Here is a 15724-nt window from a genome sequence, read left to right as displayed (position 1 = left end):
GCTTCCGCGGTCGCGGAGCGGGTCATCTTCCGTGCCCATAATGTGCCCACATTTGAAGTGAAATGATGCTGTTCTCGGTGATCACGCGGAACCGAAAAAGCCCGTGAAACCAACGATTGTGACGTGGTGAGGCGTGCTTCCGTACGCCCGGCTCGGACCGGGGGCCCCATCCGTTAACTCGGGTGAATTAGGCTCCGGGGGTGAACGCACCGAATCTGCCCACGCGGATGACGACATCGTGACCGGTCCCGCACTCGCCCGTCGTCTCGGGCTGACCGATGCCGTCGTGATCGGCGCGGCGGGCTGGGCCTGGGCCGTGCCGATCGTCGGTATCGGCGCGCTGCTCGCGCTCATCACGGGTGTCGGACGCACGAGCCTCGCCATGGCACGCAACAGAGACCTTCCCGTCTGGCTCGCGGCGGTGCATCCGCGTTATGGCGTGCCCCGCCACGCAGAGATCGCCCTGGCCGTCGTTGTCTCCGTCCTCGTTGTCATGGTCGATCTGCGCGGGGCAATCGGTTTCTCGTCTTTCGGCGTTCTCCTGTACTACTTCGTTGCCAACGGTGCCGCGTGCACCCAGACCGGCGCGCACCGCCGTTACCCGCGCACCCTTCAGATCGGCGGGGCCGTTGCCTGTCTCGTTCTGGTCGCGACACTGCCGATCCCCTCGATCGTCGGGGGAATCCTCGTTCTCACCGTCGGCGTTTGCTACCGTGTTGCGCGACTCGGACTGGCCCGATCCGCGGACAGTGAGTACCGTCGAGAGAGCATGGCCGATCCCCGACCCCATTGGCCCGAACAGGAGCAGAAATGTCTTTCCAGGCGTACCTCGACAACATCGAAGACAAGACCGGGCTGACCCCGCGGGAGTTTATCGCGATCGCCCATGAGCGGGGTTTCGACGATCCGTCCGTGAAGGCCGGGGTCATTGTCGATTGGCTGAAGACAGATTACGATCTGGGCCGCGGTCACGCCATGGCGTTGGTGCACGTCATTAAGAAAGGCGCCACGATCGACGCGAAGCACGTGGGATCGGGAACCACGCACAGCGACACGTCCGACTCGCTGTGGCTGGACGGTAAGCACAACCGCCCCGCGTGAGCCACGGTGTCACCAGGCGGCGCCGGGCTCGTATGTTCCGAAGGTCCACTCGGTGTCTTCCGGATCGAGAACGCGTGCGCGCCGGGTTCCCCACTCGGTGTCTTCCGGCTCAATGACGGCGGTCCCGCCGGCCGCCAAGGCCCTGTCGAAGTACCCGTCCACATCGTCGACCAGCAGATAGAGGCCGCGACCGGTCGAGCGTCCGATCAGCGGCAACCTGGCATATGCCGCATCTGTGCTGGCAACCATGAGCACCACGTCACCGAGGCGAACCTCGGCATGGATGACCTCATTCGCCGGACCGTCCTGCCTGCGGACCACGGCGAAGCCGAGTTCTGTCATCCACCAGAGGGCGGCCGGGGCATCCTCGTAGCTCAGGTAGGCGCAGAGTTTCTCGTTCATTCCGGCACCATACCCGTGCGCCGGCCTCAGGGGAACGAGCGCACCCGAGAATGTGAGGCAGCGCCTCGCGTGCAGAAGACCGCGGGGGCGAGGAACGGGCGATGGAGGGCTCGCGCAGGCGGACATGTGACCCATCGCAGCGAGGGCGATGAGAGAGCGCAGGAGGCGCGTGGCATCACGATTCGTACGCGGCCGGTGCGGCCAGGTTGATCACGGCGAGGGCCGCCCGGGCAAGGTGTGCCGCCTCGGGGGCGGTGATCGGGCCGAGCAGGCCGAGGAGCCGGCGCCGGTAGTCCTCACCGAGCAGCAGGGCGTACAGGGCTTCGGCGCGCTGCGCGGCATCCGGTCCGTGTTCCGTGGCAATGTGCTCCGCCAGCCGGGCCACGTGGCGCATGTCCGCATCGTCGTGAAACTGGCGCGCGAGGTGGGGAAACCGCAGCGATTCGGCGATAACGAGTCGGTGCAGCCCGATGATCTCGGCCGAGTGAACCCCGGCGATGATGCGTGTCGCGAGGGATTCCAGCGTGTCAGGAGCGAGGGGCTCGCCGCTCACGTTCGCGGCGAGGCGCTGCTGCATCGCCGTGAAGACGCCCGCCTTGTTGCCGAAGTAGGTGTACAGGGTGCGCTTGGTCACCCGCGCCGCGCCCGCAATGCGGTCCAGAGTGGCATGGCCGAAACCGTACTCGAGAAAGATCGGCAGGGCGGCGTCGAGTATCTCGTCACGTCGTTCGACGCGCTCGGCCTCCGTGGGCCTGCCACGCCGGCGAACGGGCCTTTCCTCGGCCATCATTCTCCTTCCAGTCGTCGAAATGGTCTGGAATAACCGTACCCTTGGCGATAGAATGAAACTAATTCGTATCATTAATAGGATACGGCTTTTGACCCCCGACCCCACAAGGGTCGAGGAGGGAGTTTCGCCTTGGCCACTCGACCGGCAGCAACCCGGGCACGCAAGCCCAGACCCACCGCAGCCCAGAAACGTTCGATCGATTTCTACCGCCAGATGATGCTCATCCGTCGGTTCGAAGAACGCGCGGCCCGGTCATACACGCAGGCCCTCATCGGCGGCTACTGCCACCTCAATCTCGGGGAGGAGGCGGCGGTCGTCGGGCTGATGGCGGCCCTGCGCCCCACCGATTACCTCTTCACGAACTACCGCGAGCACGGCTACGCGATCACGCGCGGAATCGATCCCAACCGGGTGATGGCCGAGCTGTACGGCCGGGCCGACGGCGTTTCCAAGGGTTGGGGCGGGTCGATGCACATGTTCGACTTCGAGAAGCGGATGCTGGGGGGCTACGGAATCGTCGGCGGCCAGATTCCCCTCGCCACGGGTGCCGCCCTGGCGATCGACTACCGGAGCGGCGACGAGATCGTGCTGTGCACCATGGGCGACGGAACCACGAACATCGGCGCGTTCCACGAGTCGCTGAATATCGCGTCGCTGTGGAACCTGCCGATCGTGTACGTGATCATCAACAACCGGCTGGGAATGGCCACGACCGTGGACAAGGCCTCGGCCGAACCCGAGTTATACAAGCGGGCATCCGCTTACCGCATGGCCTCCGAGCGTGTGGATGGCCTCGATCCCCTCGCCGTGTTCGATGCGGCCGAGCGTGCCGTCGCCTCGGCCCGCGGTGGCAAGCCGTTTCTGCTGGAGGTCGTCACGGAGCGGCTGCGCGGGCACTCCGTGGTGGACCCGGCGAAGTACCGCAGCGCCGAGGAGTTGACCCTGGTGATGGAACGCGACCCTGTGCACGCGCTTGCAGCGCGCCTGCTCGCCGACGGCCTGCTCGATGACGCCGCGCTCGCGACAATCGATGAGAACGCCACAACGCGGGTCACCGAGGCCGCGGGGTTCGCCGAAAACAGCCCGTTTCCCGATGTGTCGACCCTGTTTGACTACACCTACGCGACCCCGGTTGCCAATGACTCGCACCGTCTGCCGGGGCAGCCACTGTTCGAACCGGAACCAATTCCCGAGTACGGAGACGACAAATGAGCATCATGACCTACAGGCAGGCGCTGCACGACACCCTGCGTTCCGAGATGCTCCGCGACGAGAACGTGTTCCTGATGGGCGAGGAGATCGGCCTCTTCGAGGGCGCGTACAAGATCACCGCCGGCATGCTCGAGGAGTTCGGCGAGAAGCGCGTGCGCGACACCTCGATCGCGGAGGAGGGATTCACCGGCGCCGCCATCGGTGCCGCGATGCTCGGGCTGCGCCCGGTGGTCGAGATCATGACCATCAACTTCTCGCTGCTCGCGCTCGACCAGATCGTGAACCACGCCGCCAAGATCTACGGCATGTTCGGCGGCCAGGCCCGGGTGCCACTCGTGATCCGCACCCCGGGCGGAGGTGGCCAGCAGCTCGGCGCCACGCACTCGCAGAACATTGAGCTCTTCTATGCCTTCGTTCCGGGCCTGAAGGTCGTCGCTCCCAGCACGCCGGCCGATGCCAAGGCGCTGCTGCTGGCGGCGATCCGCGACGACGACCCCGTGCTCTTCCTGGAGAATCTGTCGCTCTACAACACCAAGGGCGAGGTTCCCGACGCGGACGAGCCGGCCGAGATCGGCAAGGCCGCCGTCACCCGCCCGGGCAGGGACATCACGCTGATCGGCTACTCGCGTATGGCCCACGTGGCCGCGCAGGTAGCGGAGCGGCTGGCCGAGTCCGACGGACTCGACATCGAGGTGATCGACCTGCGCAGCCTGCGCCCGCTCGACCGGGAGACCGTGGTGGAATCCGTGAAGAAGACGCATTCCGCCGTCATTCTTGAGGATGACTGGCTGACCTACGGAATCGGCGCCGAGATCGCGGCCACCATCTCCGACGGCGCCTTCGACTACCTCGACGCCCCCGTGCGCCGCGTCGCGATGGCCGAGGTGCCCCTACCGTACTCAAAACCACTGGAGACGGCCGCGTTGCCGTCGGCAGATGACGTGATTGCCGCCATCCGTCAGACTCTTGACGCCGTGGGTCGTCGCCGCTACCCGATGGGTGTGAAGTCATGATCGAAATCACTATGCCGCGTCTCTCCGACACCATGGAGGAAGGCGCGATCGTGATCTGGCACAAGCAGCCCGGCGACCGCGTGGAGGTGGGTGACCTCCTCGTGGAGATCGAGACCGACAAAGCCACCATGGAATACGAGGCCTACGAGGCCGGAATTCTCAGCGAATACCTGGTGCCAGAGGGGCAGCTCGCGAAGATCGGAGCCCCGATTGCGCTGCTCGACGACGGCACGCCGAGCGAAGCGTCGGCCCCCGCCGCTCCGCCCGAGGCCGCGGTCGAGCCCGCCCTGGGCGAACCGACGGTGCCGATCCCGGTACCCGAGACGGGGGAGCGGATGTTCGCCTCCCCTCTCGTGCGCAAGCTCGCCCGCGAGAACCACCTCGACCTCAGCCACGTGCGCGGCACGGGCCCCGGTGGGCGCATCATTCGTGCCGACACCGTTGACCTGCTCTCGTCCTCGGCCGATGCTGCCGCGTCGGCAACGCCCGCGCTGGTGGAGCCCGCTGGATCTGCAGCGCCGGCCGCGCCCGTGCTCGCAGCGCCATCCGCTCACGCGCCCGCCCCAACTGACAAGCGCGCACCCGAGTCGGTGCCGCTGAGCTCACTGCGCCGCGTCGTAGCCCGCCGCCTGGGAGAAAGCGCCCGCAGCATCCCGCACTTCTTCGTGACAGCGGCAGCGGATGCCGAAAACCTCATGCTGCTGCGCGCCGAGCTCAACGAACAGCTCGTTGCGGCCGGCCGGCCGAAGGTGAGCGTCAACGACCTGCTGATCCGCGCGAGCGCGCTCGCGCTGCGCGAGCATCCGCTTGTGAATGCCTCCTACATCGACGACGCGAGCACTGAGATGCTCGTGCACAACCGCATCAACGTGGGGGTGGCCGTGGCGTCCGCGAACGGCCTGATGGTGCCCGTGATCGACGACGCCGACCAGAAGACGGTCAGCCAGCTCGGCGCCGAGACCAGGCACCTCGTGGCGCTCGCGAATGACAAGAAACTGACGCCCGGGCAGATGTCGGGCGGCACGTTCACGATCAGCAACCTCGGCATGTTCGGCGTGGAGCAGTTCACCGCCATCATCAACCCTCCGGAGGGCGCGATTCTGGCCGTGGGCGGCACGGCGCGAGAAGCCGTGGTGGTGGGTGACGATGTCGTGGCGCGCTACCGCATGCGTTACACGCTGTCGGCCGACCATCGCATCATCGACGGCGCGCTGGCCGCGAAGTTCTTGCAGACGCTGACGCGCCTGATCGAGAACCCCTGGACCATCGTGGCCTGAGCCGGTCACGCATCTCATGACGCGTGAGAAGGTTCTCAGGGGCGACGGGCGGCGTCGGAGACGCGCTGCAGCAGGGCAGCGAGCTGGGCCTGCTCGGCGGCGCTTAGCTCGGAGACGATAGCGTGTTCCGTGAGTAGGTGATCCGGTAGGGCTTCCTCGATGAGGTCACGCCCGGCCGTCGTGAGCGTCACGAGGGTGCCGCGACCGTCGTGCGGGTTCGCGCCGCGCTCGATGAGGCCACGCTGCTCGAGTTTGTTCAGCCGCTGGGCGACGGCGCTGGTACTGATCATGGCGTCGCGGGCGAGGTCGGCCGGAGCGAGCTGATGCGGGTGCCCGGTTCGCAGCAGTGTGGCGAGCACGTCGAAAGACGAAGAATCCAGGCCGTGGCGCGCGAAGGTGGCCCCGAGCCTGGCGTCGACATCAACGGATGCCCGGCTCAGCCGGCCGATGACGGCCATCGGGGAGGCATCGAGGTCCGGTCGCTCCGCGTGCCACTGTTCGAGGATGCGGTCTAAAGGGCCGGTCATATCTACACTGTAGCAAACGCTAAGCTCTTAGGTATACTAGCTAAGTGCTTAGCAATAAATACGCTCTCCTCCTGGCCACCGCGGTTGCACCCCTGCTCTGGGGCACGACCTACCTCACCACGACACTGTTTCTGCCGCCCGATCGACCGCTGCTCGCCGCGACCCTGCGCGCGCTGCCCGCCGGCGTGCTGCTACTACTCATCGTGCGCACGCTGCCACGGGGCAGCTGGTGGTGGAAATCCTGGGTGCTCGGCGTGCTCAACATCGGTGCCTTCTTCGCGCTGCTGTTCGTGGCGGCCTACCGGCTACCGGGCGGCACGGCGGCGATCATCGGCGGCATCCAGCCCCTGGTTATCGCGCTTCTCGCGAGCCGTTTCCTCCACGAGCGCATGACGCCGCGCGTATTCGCAGCCGGACTCGCCGGGGTGCTCGGCGTGAGTCTCATCGTGCTGCAATCCCGCGCGGCCCTCGACTCCCTCGGACTCCTGGCCGCTGCCGGCGGTACCCTCTCGATGGCCGTCGGGCTGGTGCTCGCCAAGAAGTGGGGCCAACCCGCCTCGCCGCTCGCCACGACGGCGTGGCAGCTCCTCGCCGGCGGGCTCACCCTGCTGGTCTTGCTGCTGGTGTGTGAGGGGCTTCCCTCCGAACCGTTCACGGCGGGCAACTTCTGGGGCTACGCGTACCTGTCCGTGCTGGGTACCGCCGTGGCCTACGTGCTGTGGTTCCGAGGCATCGCGCAGCTCCCGGCGACTCGCATCGGATTCCTTGCCCTGCTCAGCCCTGTCGCAGCGATTCTGCTGGGGTGGGCCGTGGCGGGGGAGGTGCTCACTGCGGTGCAGCTCGTCGGGGTCGTCGTGGTGCTGGCATCCGTCGCCGCTGGCGCGCTCCTGAAAGCGAAGGGTGTTACGCCGACGCGAGTCCGGGCTGAACCTTCACGAACGTGATACTGGTCTGGGCCTGCACAGTCTTTGCCGGGCGGCGGGAGAAACCCTTCGCGTCGAGGTGGTTCTCGGCGCGGTATTCGGCCTGCGCCTGGTCGTAGACGGCGTTGAGCTGCTCGCCCACGAAGGACTCCTGCGACCCGTCGCTGAAGATGATGGACACGGGGGTCTTCGTCGGAAAGTGCCGGTTCATGCGGATGAAGCCGTCGGCGTCCTGGTGCAGCGTAATCATAGGAGTTCCTTACTGGATGATCGAGGTTCCAGTCTTCCCTATTGCGGGGCCGCCGCCGTGCGGCGGCGACGCAGTACGAGCGCTCGCACCAGGACCGGCAGCACGGAGAGCACGACGATGCTCACCAGAACGAGGTCGATGTAGCGGCCCACGAACTCGGCAACGCCCGCAATATGGGCGAGCAGGAAGCCGGAGCCCACGATCACGACGGTCCAGACCGTGCCGCCGATAATGTTGAAGAGGGTGAACAGGCGACGCGGCATGCGGCCGACCCCGGCCGCCACCGGCGCGAAGGTGCGCACCACGGGCACGAACCGGGCCACCATCACGGCTGAGGGCCCGTAGCGGTCGAAGAACGCCTGGGTGCGCTCGACGCTCCGCCGGCTGAACAGCCCGGACTCGCGGCGCTCGAAGATGGCCGGCCCCGACCGCCGGCCGACGAAGTACCCCACCTGGTCGCCGGCCGCGGCGGCGACAATCACGAGCAGCATCACGAGCCAGAGTGGCTGTGCGATGGCGCCGCTGAAGGTGAGGAGCCCGGTGAAGAAGAGCAGGGTATCCCCGGGCAGGAAGAAGCCGATCAGCAGTCCCGTCTCGGCGAAGACCGCCGCGCACACGATCAGGAGTCCCCATACTCCGGCCCCCGTGATCAGGGTCCGGGGATCGAGTAAGCCTGCGGAGAGAATCATCGGGGAAGTCATATCGGTTCAGGTCTACTCCCTGAATCCGTGAGTTCAGCTGCGTGCCGTGTCGCGCCGTCCCCGTCGCGGCACTCGTGTGCGCGGGTGGCACTCGCTCAGACGAGTGCCCGCCGTTCAGACGAGTGCCGCGACAGGGCTGGCCGGGTTCCCACCGTGAACCGCACGCGCTGGGTGAGCGTGAAACCGCCGAGCGGGTCGCGGGCGGCTTCGAGCCGCTCGGCGGCCAACGCGAGCACGTCGGCCCTGGCCGGTTCCGGAACCGCCAGCCAATGCGACCGCTGCCCATGCGACATCGACCAGCGGTGCCACTGGTCGACATCGTCGAAATGCGCGGGCTGGGAGATGTGGGTGGTGCGGGTGTGCGCGAAACCGGCGTTCGTGAGCAGGCCTTCGACACCGGCATCCGTTGCGAAGGGGCCGCGTGTGCCGCTGGTACGAGCATCAAGCAGCTGCTTCGGAAGGTACGGGGTGAAGACAGCGTCGACGGATTCCCACGCAGCGTCGCGCGGGCCGAAGGTGGACACGCCGAGGCGGCAGCCGGGCACGAGCAGCCCGCGCCAGGCGCGGAGTGCGGAGGCCGGATCGGGCAGGAAGAACAGCACGAGCAACGCGACGGCGAGGTCGAACTCCTGCGCCAGGCCCGGGTTCGAGGCATCGGCTACCAGGAGTGTGACGGTGTCGAGGCCGAGCGCCGCCGCGTCAACGTGGGTGGCCGCAATCATCTGCTCGGCGAGGTCGATCGCGGTGACGTGACCTGTGGGACCCACCGCCGCGGCGAGGGGCCAGAGCGCGGCGCCGCGACCGGTTCCGAGATCGAGAGCGCGTTCGCCGGGCCGGGGCTCGAGCTCTGCCACGAGCCGCTCAGCGATCGGACCGAACCAGGGCACGCCGACAGCATCGTATGTGTCGGCCACCCGATTGAAGAGGGCCGCCACCCGGGCGCTCATGTCTGCCGCTTGTGCACTTTTCATAGGCACAGTGTGGCCCGGTCGCGCACGTGGCGAAAGGGGACACTCAGCGCGCCGAATAGCCCCCGTCGACGAGATGGTAGCTGCCCGTGACGAAACTCGCCTGTTCTGAGAGCAGAAAGAGAACCAGGTTTGCCACCTCCGTAGCCGTGCCCAGACGGCCGATCGTGCGCATGCCCACAATGGCATCGTGCATGTCGGCGGGGACCCCCGCGAGCAGGGGCGTCTCGATGTAACCGGGGCCGACGGCGTTGACGCGGATGCCTCGCGCGGCATATTCGAGCGCCGTGGCCTTCGTGAGCCCCACGACGCCATGTTTCGCGGCAACCTAGGCTGCGGCGTTGAGTCCGCCGTTGGTGCCGAGGGTCGACGAGATGTTCACGATGGAGCCGCCCCCGGAGTGCAGCAGGGCCGGGATTTGGTAGCGGAGGCCGTAGGCCACGCCGCTGAGGTTCACGTTGATCACGCGCTTCCAATCGTCGATGTCGAGTTCACCGACCGGAGCGCGTGTGGGGGCGATGTCGGCATTGTTGACCGCAAGCTGCAAGGCCCCAAAGCTGTCGACGGCCACCTGAACGGCCCGGTGTCACTGCGCCGGGTCGGAGGTGTCCTGCTGCACGGCCACGGCGATCTGGCCGACGGCCTCGATCTCGTCGACGACGGCCTGCGCGGCCTCGAGGTGAATATCGGTCACCACAACGGATGCCCCGGCCGCGGCGAGCTACCTCGCGATAGCGGCGCCGATGCCCGAGCCGCCGCCCGTCACGAGCGCAACTTTGGACTGAAAACCTGTCATGTTCCGTCCCCTTCGATGTGTATTACGCGCCAGTGTGCCACCGTTCGCTGGCCCGCGTGCGGCCTGCCGGGTGTGGACAGCGGATGCCGGGTGCAGACTATTCTCATGACCCTCCAGCCGTCGACATCCGTGCAACGACTCGTGCTCACCGTTGCGGTGCTCGCGTCGTTCATCGCGTTCCTCGACGGCACCGTCATCAACGTGGCGTTGCCGGCGATCACCCGCGAAGTCGGCGGCGGCATCAGCACGCAGCAGTGGGTCGTCGACGCGTACCTCATCACCCTCGGCGCCATCATCCTGCTCGCCGGTTCGCTCTCCGATGCGTTCGGACGCAAGCGAGTGCTGTTCTGGGGACTCGTCGGGTTTCTGGTGGCCTCTTTACTCTGTGCGGTGGCGCCCTCGGCGGCGTTCCTCATCGGCGCACGCGCCCTGCAGGGCGTGGCCGGGGCGCTGCTCGTGCCCAGTTCCCTGGCCCTCATCCTGTCCACCTTTTCGGGCGCGGCGCAGGCGCGCGCCATCGGGTCCTGGACCGCGTGGACCAGCACCGCCTTCATCGCCGGCCCGCTCATCGGCGGTCTGCTCGTCGACCTCGCGTCGTGGCGCCTTGTGTTCGCCATCAACGTGCTGCCGATCGCGGTGACGCTCGTGCTGCTGGCCCGGTTGCCCGCCGATCGGCCAGCGGATGCCGGAGCTCGCGTCGACGTTCTCGGTGCCGTTCTCGGCGTGGTCGGCCTCGGACTGCCGGTGTTCGCGCTGATCGAGCAGCCGAACTTCGGCTGGGCGAGCCCGGTGATCTTCGTGCCGGCCATCGTGGGCGTGGTGTCGTTCGTCGCGTTCATCCTGCACGAGCGGCGCCCACCACAGCCGATGATGCCGCTGAGCCTGTTCCACGTGCGCAACTTCTCGGTGGGCAACGTGGCGACGACCTTCTTCTACGGGGCGCTGTCGATCGGGTCGTTCGTGCTCGCAGTGTTCCTGCAGCAAGTGGGCGGCTACAGCGCTACCCTCGCGGGCCTCGCCCTGCTGCCCGTGACGATTTTCAGCATCCTCTTGTCGACCCTGTTCGGCAGGCTCGCGGGCGTGCACGGGCCGCGCCTGTTCATGTGCGTTGGGCCGCTTGTGAGCGCGGCGGGCTTCTTTCTCATGCTGCGCATCAGCGACGAGGTGAACTACTGGAGCGAGGTCTTCCCCGGTGTCGTGGTCTTCGGCCTCGGCCTCACCATCACGGTGGCCCCGCTCACCTCCGCCATCCTCGGTGCGATCGACTCGTCCCGGGCGGGGATCGCCTCCGCGGTGAACAACGCGGTGTCCAGGGTGGCGGGCCTCGTGGCGATCGCGGCGCTGAGCTTCGTGGTGGGCTCGACCCTCGACCTCGCGGGACTGCACCGCGCCGTGATCGCCACCGGTGTGCTGATGGTCATCGCCGGGGTGGTCTCCGGCCTCGGAATTGTGAACGGCGCAAAGCCCGCCCGGGTGCAGGCCGCCGGCCCGGCCTAGTACACCCATTCCGGGGCGCCGCTGTGGCGGGGTGCGGTCGCTGTGGCGGTAGCGCGCGGCGGTTGCGGCGCGGCGGCGCGCGCCGGGCGAGCGGATGCTGCGTTGCGGGCGCGGACAGCGCCTAGGCTCGGGACATGACACACGGCATCCGCTGGGGAATCCTGGCCACGGGCGGCATCGCCCACTCCTTCACCGAAGACCTCGTGCTCACCGGGCACACAGTGCAGGCCGTCGGGTCACGCAGTCAGGAGTCCGCCGACGCGTTCGCGGCTGAGTTCGGGATCCCGAATGCGCACGCCAGTTACGAAGCCCTGGTGAACGATCCGGAGGTCGACGTCGTGTACGTCAGCACGCCGCATCCGCTCCACGCCGCCAACGCCGCCCTCGCCCTGAAGGCCGGCAAGCACGTTTTGGTCGAGAAGTCTTTCACGCTCAACGCCGGCGAGGCCCGTGCCCTCGTGGCGCTCGCCGCGTCGAAGAACCTGCTCGTGCAGGAGGCCATGTGGACCCGGTTCCTGCCGCACATGGCGCGCATCCGCGAGATCATCGCCGCCGGAACGCTCGGCGACGTGCACACGCTCCTCGTGGACCACACCCAGAAGCTGCCCGACGACCCGGCGCACCGCCTCAACGACCTCGCGCTCGGCGGCGGCGCGCTGCTCGACCTCGGGGTGTATCCGGTGTCGTTCGCGTTCGACCTGTTCGGTGCGCCGGAGAGCATTCTGGCGAGCGCCACGTTCAAGGAGACCGGAGCGGATGCCCAGGTCGCCACGATCTTCCGGTACGCCGGCGGACAGATCGCCACGACACTGTCCGCGAGCGATACGAAGGGGCCGAACACAGCGAGCATCCTCGGCACGGCCGGCCGGATCGACATCGACGCCATCTGGTACGCGCCCACCACCTTCCGGGTATGCAACAGCGCCAACGAGGTGACCGAGACGTACGTGAGCGAGGTCACCGGGCGGGGCATGCACTACGAGGCGAGCGAGGTGGAGCGGCTGATCCTGGCGGGCCAGACGGCCGGCGAGATTCTCTCGCCGGCGGAATCCGTGGCGATCATGGAGACCCTCGACGCCGTGCGCGCCCAGATCGGGCTGCGCTACCCCGGGGAGTAGCGCCCGTCGAGGCACGATCCCGGCGCGCCAAGGCTCGTCGGCTAACATGACCGGGTGGACAAAGCAGACCTTCCGGCCGATGACGCCAAGCGCGACGATGCCTTCGACGACGACGCCACGGCCCAGCTTCCGGTAGCGGATGCCGCGGCCACGTCCGCCCTGCCCGATTCCGATGCCACCGCGCACCTCGTGGTCGCCGATGCCGCGACGGCCGCGTTCCCGGCCGCGGACGCCGCGACCACGATGCTTCCCGTCGCCGACGCCGCCACCACCACAGTGATTCCCGGTGAGGGCACCACCACCGTGCTTCCCGTCGCCGAAACCGCTCGGGCCGCGGCGCCCACCGCGAAGACCACCGGCCTCGGCGTGGTCTTCGCACGGCACCCCCGCGCCTGGCTGGTCACGGCCGGGGCCCTCGTGTTCGCCCTGCTCGGCACCGGCGCGGTCTTCGCGGGAACCCAGACCGGCGCGGAGGAACCGCGCGCGGCATCCGCTCTGGAAACGGCCACCCCCACCCCCACGCCCACCGCAACAGTGCCGCCTGCGCGGCCGGTCCCCGGCGCAGCGACCGCAGCCAGTCGGCTGCGCACCTGCTCGGTGGCCGGGCTCGCCGCCGACGCCAGACTGGCCAATTTTCAGGGCCAGGTCATGAACGCCACGACCGGCGAGGTGCTCTTTGACCGCGGCGGTACGACAGCCTCTGCCACGGCGAGCGTGCTCAAGGTCGTCACGAGCGCTGCAGCGCTGAGCGTGCTCGGCCCAGATTTTCGGGCAACGACCACCGTCGTGAAGGGCAGCGAGCCCGGCCAGGTCGTGCTCGTGGGCGGCGGAGACCTCACGCTCTCCAGGCTGCCGAGCGGGGCGGAACCGTTCTACACCGGCGCCGCGCACCTTGACGATCTAGCCGCGCAGGCGCGGGCGGCGTGGGACGCCGACCCCGCCAACGCGGGCGTGCCGATGACGAGCCTGGTGCTCGACTCAAGCTATTTCTCCGGCCCCGAGTGGGACGATGGTTGGGCCCGCTCCGAACTCGGCCTCGGTTATATGCCCGAAATCACAGCCCTGCAGGTGGACGGGGACCGCGACAACCCGAGCCGCAGCACCTCCCCGCGCAGCGAAGACCCCGTCGCGCGCGCCGGGCAGGCCTTCGCAGAAGCCCTCGGCGGCGGTGTGACCGTGAGCCAGGGCACCGCGCCACCCGGTGCCGCGCAGCTCGGCTCGGTGCAGTCCCAACCGGTGTCCACCCTGATCACGCAGTCACTCATCGTGTCCGACAACACCATCGCCGAGATGCTCGCCCGACTCACGTCCATCAGAAGCGGCGCCGGCAACGACTTCGCGTCGCTGCAGCAGGGTGTGGTGGACGGCCTCGCCCCGTACGGGATCGACACGACCGGGATCGTGATCAAGGACGGCTCCGGGCTCAGTCCCGCCAACGCCGTGTCGCCCGCGTACATGACCGCCCTGTTCGTGAAGATCAACGCCCGGGAGGGCAACCTCGGCGTGATCTTCGACGGCCTTCCGGTGGCTGGAGGACCCTCCGGTTCGCTCTCGTACAGCGACAGGTTTGCCGGCCCGAACTCGGTGGCAGACGGCGCCGTCTTCGCGAAAACCGGCTGGATCACCACCGGCTACACGCTCTCCGGAATCATCCGTGCCGCCGACGGCACCCCGCTCACCTTCGCCGTCTACGCCCTCGGCAACGTGAGCGACAACGCGAAACAGGCCATCGACACGATTACCGCCGGCTTCTTCCGATGCGGCGATAATCTGTCTAACAACTAACCCTTAGCAAAGGAGCTATCGTGACCCGCGCCCTGTTCATCATCGACGTTCAGAACGATTTCACGGAGGGCGGCGCCCTGGCGGTTACCGGCGGGGCGGCCGTCACGGCCGGCATCAGCGCCTTACTCGCGGCGCATCCGCAGGCGTATCGGCACATCTTCGCCTCGCGGGATTGGCACACTGCCGACAGCGACAACGGAGGGCACATCGCCCTGACCGGCGAACCCGACTTCGTGAGCACCTGGCCCGTGCACTGCGTGGCCGGCACCCCCGGCGCCGAGTACCACCCCGATCTGGTTCTGCCCGACCGTGCCGTACACATCTACAAGGGCCAAGGCGAGCCGGGCTACTCCATCTTCGAGGGAAAAACTGGTGTCGGCGACACCCTCGGCGCGCTGCTCGCCCAGCGCGGTGTCACCGATGTGGATGTGGTCGGCCTCGCGACGGACCATTGCGTGCGCGCCTCGACACTCGACGCGCTCGAGCACGGCCAGCACGTGCGCGTGTTTACTGATCTGATCGCGGGCGTCGACGAGTCCGCGAGCCAGGCCGCGCTCGCCGAACTGGCCCACATGGGCGCGGTTCTCGCTGTGTCGACCACCACGACCGTGCTCGATTGAGCGCGCCGCACGTCGCCCGGCGCCTCGATGGCGTGCGTGTGGCCTACGACGTGGTTCCCGGCGACCGGCCCGTGCTGCTCGTGCACGGCTTCGCGTCCACGGCCGCCGACACCTGGGGCGTCACCGGCTGGGTCGCATTCTTAGCGGATGCCGGTCGCGGCGTGATCACGCCGGATCTGCGCGGCCACGGCCGCAGCGACGCCCCGCAGCGGGCCGCCGAGTACGCCCCGCGGCAGATGGCCGCCGACCTCGTGGCTGTGCTCGACGACCTCGAACTCGAACAGGTTGACGTGATCGCGTACTCCCTCGGCTCGCGCGTGGCGGCGGCGCTCACCCGGCTCGCTCCCGAGCGCGTGCGCCGCGTGGTTCTCGGCGGCGCCGGTCCGATCGAACACTTCGCCACGTGGGACCCCGCCGCGGTCGAGCGTTTCGTGACCGACGGCCAGCTGCCCAACGACCCCACGATCGCCGCGGTGCTCGGCGCGGCCATCGCCGGCGGGGCCAACCGCCCGGCGCTACTCGCGTGCGTGCAAGGCATGACGGGGTCAGTGCTCGATGTGCCGGCCGGCATCCCGCGTTTCTACGTGGCCGGCAGCGCCGACCCCATCCCCGAGGGAGTGGCCGAGCTCGCCCGCACCGTCGGCGCTGAATACCTCGGTCTGCCCGGCCGAACGCACATGAACGCGCTCGGTTCCCGGGCCTTCAAGGTGGCGGCGCTGGACTTCCTGACCTGACCCGGCCGCA

General features: G+C 68.1%; 16 protein-coding genes and 2 pseudogenes. 11 read left to right on the top strand and 7 right to left on the bottom strand.

Annotated features, from left to right (window positions below):
* Positions 1–280 precede the first annotated feature (280 nt).
* A pseudogene (locus BJ997_RS21560) lies at positions 281–727 on the top strand (amino acid permease); the annotation flags it as partial.
* Between the two features lie 83 nt (positions 728–810).
* Positions 811–1101, top strand: a complete 291-nt coding sequence (locus tag BJ997_RS13995) for a DUF4287 domain-containing protein (RefSeq protein WP_035840531.1) — start codon at positions 811–813, stop codon at positions 1099–1101.
* 9 nt (positions 1102–1110) lie between these two features.
* Here BJ997_RS13995 and BJ997_RS13990 read toward each other — a convergent pair whose 3' ends face one another.
* Both BJ997_RS13990 and BJ997_RS13985 read right to left on the bottom strand, forming a co-directional pair.
* Positions 1111–1503 (bottom strand): VOC family protein, encoded by a 393-nt coding sequence (locus tag BJ997_RS13990; protein WP_035840529.1) that lies wholly within the window; start codon positions 1501–1503, stop codon positions 1111–1113.
* Between the two features lie 175 nt (positions 1504–1678).
* The gene (locus tag BJ997_RS13985; protein ID WP_236629169.1) at positions 1679–2293 is read right to left on the bottom strand and encodes a TetR/AcrR family transcriptional regulator; all 615 of its coding nucleotides are present in this window, start codon (positions 2291–2293) and stop codon (positions 1679–1681) included.
* A 129-nt stretch (positions 2294–2422) separates the two neighbouring features.
* Here BJ997_RS13985 and pdhA point away from each other — a divergent pair, with 129 nt between their 5' ends.
* Genes pdhA through BJ997_RS13970 form a run of 3 tightly spaced genes read left to right on the top strand, consistent with a single transcriptional unit; the run spans position 2423 to position 5795 of the window.
* Positions 2423–3505 carry a pyruvate dehydrogenase (acetyl-transferring) E1 component subunit alpha gene (gene pdhA / locus BJ997_RS13980; protein ID WP_084141814.1) on the top strand — a complete coding sequence of 361 codons (1083 nt, stop codon included), beginning with the start codon at positions 2423–2425 and terminating at the stop codon, positions 3503–3505.
* The gene (locus BJ997_RS13975; RefSeq protein WP_035840527.1) at positions 3502–4518 is read left to right on the top strand and encodes an alpha-ketoacid dehydrogenase subunit beta; all 1017 of its coding nucleotides are present in this window, start codon (positions 3502–3504) and stop codon (positions 4516–4518) included. Before pdhA ends, BJ997_RS13975 begins: the two co-directional genes overlap by 4 nt.
* Entirely contained in the window at positions 4515–5795 is a 1281-nt protein-coding gene (locus BJ997_RS13970) for a dihydrolipoamide acetyltransferase family protein (RefSeq protein WP_183323535.1), read from the top strand. The genes BJ997_RS13975 and BJ997_RS13970 overlap by 4 nt, the downstream gene beginning before the upstream one ends.
* 35 nt (positions 5796–5830) lie before the next feature.
* On the opposite strand, the gene BJ997_RS13965 is transcribed toward BJ997_RS13970, so the two are convergent.
* The gene (locus tag BJ997_RS13965; RefSeq protein ID WP_035840484.1) at positions 5831–6322 is read right to left on the bottom strand and encodes a MarR family winged helix-turn-helix transcriptional regulator; all 492 of its coding nucleotides are present in this window, start codon (positions 6320–6322) and stop codon (positions 5831–5833) included.
* Between the two features lie 44 nt (positions 6323–6366).
* Between BJ997_RS13965 and BJ997_RS13960 the strand changes: the two genes are divergently transcribed.
* The gene (locus tag BJ997_RS13960) at positions 6367–7266 is read left to right on the top strand and encodes an EamA family transporter (RefSeq protein ID WP_052542777.1); all 900 of its coding nucleotides are present in this window, start codon (positions 6367–6369) and stop codon (positions 7264–7266) included.
* Here the strand turns inward: BJ997_RS13960 and BJ997_RS13955 are convergent.
* The 4 genes and pseudogenes from BJ997_RS13955 to BJ997_RS13940 all read right to left on the bottom strand — a co-directional run bounded on the left by BJ997_RS13955 (position 7226) and on the right by BJ997_RS13940 (position 9960).
* The gene (locus BJ997_RS13955) at positions 7226–7495 is read right to left on the bottom strand and encodes a hypothetical protein (RefSeq protein ID WP_035840488.1); all 270 of its coding nucleotides are present in this window, start codon (positions 7493–7495) and stop codon (positions 7226–7228) included. The genes BJ997_RS13960 and BJ997_RS13955 overlap by 41 nt on opposite strands.
* Positions 7496–7533: 38 nt before the next feature.
* Positions 7534–8184, bottom strand: a complete 651-nt coding sequence (locus BJ997_RS13950) for a DedA family protein (protein WP_035840490.1) — start codon at positions 8182–8184, stop codon at positions 7534–7536.
* 107 nt (positions 8185–8291) lie between these two features.
* Positions 8292–9167: a class I SAM-dependent methyltransferase gene (locus BJ997_RS13945; protein ID WP_084141804.1), complete on the bottom strand. Its 876-nt coding sequence runs from the start codon at positions 9165–9167 to the stop codon at positions 8292–8294.
* 43 nt (positions 9168–9210) lie between these two features.
* Positions 9211–9960: pseudogene (locus BJ997_RS13940) on the bottom strand (SDR family NAD(P)-dependent oxidoreductase).
* 105 nt (positions 9961–10065) lie between these two features.
* On the opposite strand from BJ997_RS13940, the gene BJ997_RS13935 reads away from it, so the two are divergent.
* The 5 genes from BJ997_RS13935 (at position 10066) to BJ997_RS13915 (ending at position 15714) form a co-directional block, all read left to right on the top strand.
* Positions 10066–11457 carry a DHA2 family efflux MFS transporter permease subunit gene (locus BJ997_RS13935; protein WP_183323533.1) on the top strand — a complete coding sequence of 464 codons (1392 nt, stop codon included), beginning with the start codon at positions 10066–10068 and terminating at the stop codon, positions 11455–11457.
* A gap of 134 nt (positions 11458–11591) precedes the next feature.
* Positions 11592–12575, top strand: a complete 984-nt coding sequence (locus tag BJ997_RS13930) for a Gfo/Idh/MocA family protein (RefSeq protein WP_035840095.1) — start codon at positions 11592–11594, stop codon at positions 12573–12575.
* A 54-nt stretch (positions 12576–12629) separates the two neighbouring features.
* Positions 12630–14360, top strand: a complete 1731-nt coding sequence (locus BJ997_RS13925; protein ID WP_236629143.1) for a D-alanyl-D-alanine carboxypeptidase/D-alanyl-D-alanine-endopeptidase — start codon at positions 12630–12632, stop codon at positions 14358–14360.
* 20 nt (positions 14361–14380) lie between these two features.
* Entirely contained in the window at positions 14381–14980 is a 600-nt protein-coding gene (locus BJ997_RS13920) for an isochorismatase family protein (protein ID WP_035840093.1), read from the top strand.
* Positions 14977–15714: an alpha/beta fold hydrolase gene (locus BJ997_RS13915; RefSeq protein WP_084141770.1), complete on the top strand. Its 738-nt coding sequence runs from the start codon at positions 14977–14979 to the stop codon at positions 15712–15714. The genes BJ997_RS13920 and BJ997_RS13915 overlap by 4 nt, the downstream gene beginning before the upstream one ends.
* Positions 15715–15724: the final 10 nt, after the last annotated feature.

This window comes from Cryobacterium roopkundense, assembly GCF_014200405.1.
Lineage (GTDB): Bacteria > Actinomycetota > Actinomycetes > Actinomycetales > Microbacteriaceae > Cryobacterium > Cryobacterium roopkundense.
This window is presented reverse-complemented; position numbering and strand designations above follow the sequence as displayed.

Excerpts from the sequence above, each read along its gene's own strand:
- BJ997_RS13995 (WP_035840531.1), top strand. The coding sequence starts at position 811 with ATGTCTTTCCAGGCGTACCTCGACAACATCGAAGACAAGACCGGGCTG.
- BJ997_RS13990 (WP_035840529.1), bottom strand. The coding sequence starts at position 1,503 with ATGAACGAGAAACTCTGCGCCTACCTGAGCTACGAGGATGCCCCGGCC.
- BJ997_RS13985 (WP_236629169.1), bottom strand. The coding sequence starts at position 2,293 with ATGATGGCCGAGGAAAGGCCCGTTCGCCGGCGTGGCAGGCCCACGGAG.
- BJ997_RS13975 (WP_035840527.1), top strand. The coding sequence starts at position 3,502 with ATGAGCATCATGACCTACAGGCAGGCGCTGCACGACACCCTGCGTTCC.
- BJ997_RS13970 (WP_183323535.1), top strand. The coding sequence starts at position 4,515 with ATGATCGAAATCACTATGCCGCGTCTCTCCGACACCATGGAGGAAGGC.
- BJ997_RS13965 (WP_035840484.1), bottom strand. The coding sequence starts at position 6,322 with ATGACCGGCCCTTTAGACCGCATCCTCGAACAGTGGCACGCGGAGCGA.
- BJ997_RS13955 (WP_035840488.1), bottom strand. The coding sequence starts at position 7,495 with ATGATTACGCTGCACCAGGACGCCGACGGCTTCATCCGCATGAACCGG.
- BJ997_RS13950 (WP_035840490.1), bottom strand. The coding sequence starts at position 8,184 with ATGATTCTCTCCGCAGGCTTACTCGATCCCCGGACCCTGATCACGGGG.
- BJ997_RS13945 (WP_084141804.1), bottom strand. The coding sequence starts at position 9,167 with ATGAAAAGTGCACAAGCGGCAGACATGAGCGCCCGGGTGGCGGCCCTC.
- BJ997_RS13935 (WP_183323533.1), top strand. The coding sequence starts at position 10,066 with ATGACCCTCCAGCCGTCGACATCCGTGCAACGACTCGTGCTCACCGTT.
- BJ997_RS13930 (WP_035840095.1), top strand. The coding sequence starts at position 11,592 with ATGACACACGGCATCCGCTGGGGAATCCTGGCCACGGGCGGCATCGCC.